Raw genomic sequence first — 2,110 nt, 5'->3', positions numbered from 1 at the left:
TTGTTCAACGGTCTGGTGTACGGGTCATTGCTGATCGTGATGTGCTCGGGGCTGGCGTTGATCTACGGGCTGCGGCGGGTGGTGAACTTTGCGCACGGCTCGCTGTACATGCTGGGGGCCTACCTGGGCTACAGCATCGCGCTGCACAGCAACTTCTGGGTGGCCTTGGTGGCGGCGCCGGCGGTGATGGCGCTGCTGGGCGTGCTGCTGGACCGGTACGGTTTCCGGCTGCTGCAGGAGCGGGACCCGCTGACCGTGGTGCTGGTGACATTCGGGCTGTTGCTGGTCATTGAAGACCTGGTGCAGACCGTCTGGGGCAAGAGCAACCTCTCGGTGGAGACCCCGGCGCTGCTGAGCTTCACCGTTGACCTGTTCGGCGCTGCGCTGCCTGCCTACCGCATCGGGGTGATCTTTGTCGGGGCGGGCGTGGCGCTGGGGCTGAGCCTGTGGCTGCGCTACTCCCGGGCGGGCCTGTTCGTGCGGGCGGCCAGCACCGACCCCACGACCACCGCCATGCAAGGGGTCAACACCGACGCCCTCAGCGCCGGCGTCGTGGGCCTGGGCACCGCACTGGCCGGGCTTGCCGGCGTGGTGGCCGCGCCCTTCCTCTCGCTCTCGCCCTCGATGAGCTCGGACGTGCTCATCGACTCCTTCGTCGTCGTCGTGATCGGTGGTCTCGGCTCGCTGGCTGGCGCCTTCGTGGCTGCGCTGGTGCTGGGCATGGTGCAGGCCGTGGGGGCCGTGTACCTGCCCGACGTGGCCGTGCTGCTGCCCTTCATCCTGATGGTGGCCGTGCTGATCTGGAAGCCCGCCGGCCTGGCCGGCAGCCGCACCTGAGCCCCTGGAGAACCGTGCCATGAACACATCCCGCATGCTGCTGAGCACCCTGGGTGCGCTGGTGCTCGGCCCCCTGGTGGCCGCCCTGGTGACCTCGGGGACGGCGCTCTCGCTGATCACCCAGGCGGTCATCTACGCCATCTTTGCCATGGGCATCGGCCTGCTGCTGCGCCAGAACGGCCTGGTCAGCTTCGGCCACGCCCTCTACTTCGGCGGTGCCGGCTACGGCATCGGCATCCTGCTGCGGCTCAACCTCATGCCGGCCGAGCTGGCCGTGCTGGTCACCCTGGTGGGGGTCAGCGCCTTCGCCTTCCTGATCGGCCTGGTGATCGTGCGCGTGCCGGGCATCGCCTTCGGCATGCTCACCCTGGCCATCGGCCAGATGTTCTTCCTCAGCGCCTCGCGTGCCCGGGGCTTCACCGGCGGGGCCGACGGCATGAGCGTGGACTGGCCGAGCACCCTGTTCGGCCTCTCGCAATCCGTGCTGCTCAAGCCTGGCAACCTGTTCGTGCTGTGCTGGAGCGTGCTGGTCGTGCTCATGCTGCTGCTGGGACTGCTGCTGCGCAGCCGCTTTGGCGCCATCACCGAAGCCGTGCGCGACAACGAAGAGCGCGCCCGCTTCATCGGCATCCCCACCGTGCTGCCGCGCGCCGCCGTCTACGCCCTCTCGGCGCTGGTGAGCGGGGTGGCTGGCATCCTGGCCTCGCTCAATACCGGCTTCATCTCGCCGGAGACGCTGCACTGGAGCCTCTCGGGCATGGCGCTGATGATGGTCGTCGTCGGGGGCTTCAAGGTCCTGTGGGGTCCCCCGCTGGGCGCCGTCGTGTACTTCCTGTTCAAGGACATCCTGGGCGACTACGCCACCCACTGGATGACCATCTTCGGCGTGGCGCTGATCACCGTGATCGTGTTCTCGCCCACCGGCGTGGCCGGCGCGCTGCAGCGCCTGGCCGGTGCCCGCCGCGCGGTGCCGGCCCCGGCCCGTGCGCCCGGCAGCGCCCACTGACCCCCGAGCTCCCCAGGAGACAGACCCCATGAGTACCTACGTGTTGCAGGCCGAAGACGTGGCCATCCACTACGGCGGCGTCAAGGCGCTGGACGGCGTCGCGCTGACGCTGGAGAAAGGCCAGATCCGAGGCCTCATCGGCCCCAACGGGGCGGGCAAATCCACCGTCATCGACGCCATCACCGGGCGGCGGCGCCTGACCCGCGGGCGCGTGAGCCTGATGGGCGAGGACGTCAGCGCCCTGGGCGTGGTCGAGCGGCGCCTGCG

At 69.4% G+C, this 2,110-nt stretch carries 3 protein-coding genes; all 3 read left to right on the top strand.

From position 1 onward, the window contains the following. The coding region (locus L0977_RS25285) for a branched-chain amino acid ABC transporter permease (protein ID WP_234267683.1) at window positions 1-837 on the top strand (837 nt) is incomplete at its 5' end. Window positions 838-856: 19 nt separating this feature from the next. Further along, entirely contained in the window at window positions 857-1,843 is a 987-nt protein-coding gene (locus L0977_RS25280; protein WP_234267682.1) for a branched-chain amino acid ABC transporter permease, read from the top strand. Between the two features lie 28 nt (window positions 1,844-1,871). Continuing rightward, window positions 1,872-2,110, top strand: a 239-nt coding sequence (locus L0977_RS25275; protein ID WP_234267681.1) for an ATP-binding cassette domain-containing protein, incomplete at its 3' end; no start/stop codon positions are given.

It is taken from the genome of Hydrogenophaga sp. NFH-34 (genome assembly GCF_021401345.1).
In the GTDB taxonomy this organism is placed as follows: Bacteria; Pseudomonadota; Gammaproteobacteria; order Burkholderiales; family Burkholderiaceae_C; genus Hydrogenophaga; species Hydrogenophaga electricum.
This window is presented reverse-complemented; position numbering and strand designations above follow the sequence as displayed.

Coding starts and splice junctions, on each gene's coding strand:
- L0977_RS25280 (WP_234267682.1), top strand. CDS start 857: ATGAACACATCCCGCATGCTGCTGAGCACCCTGGGTGCGCTGGTGCTC.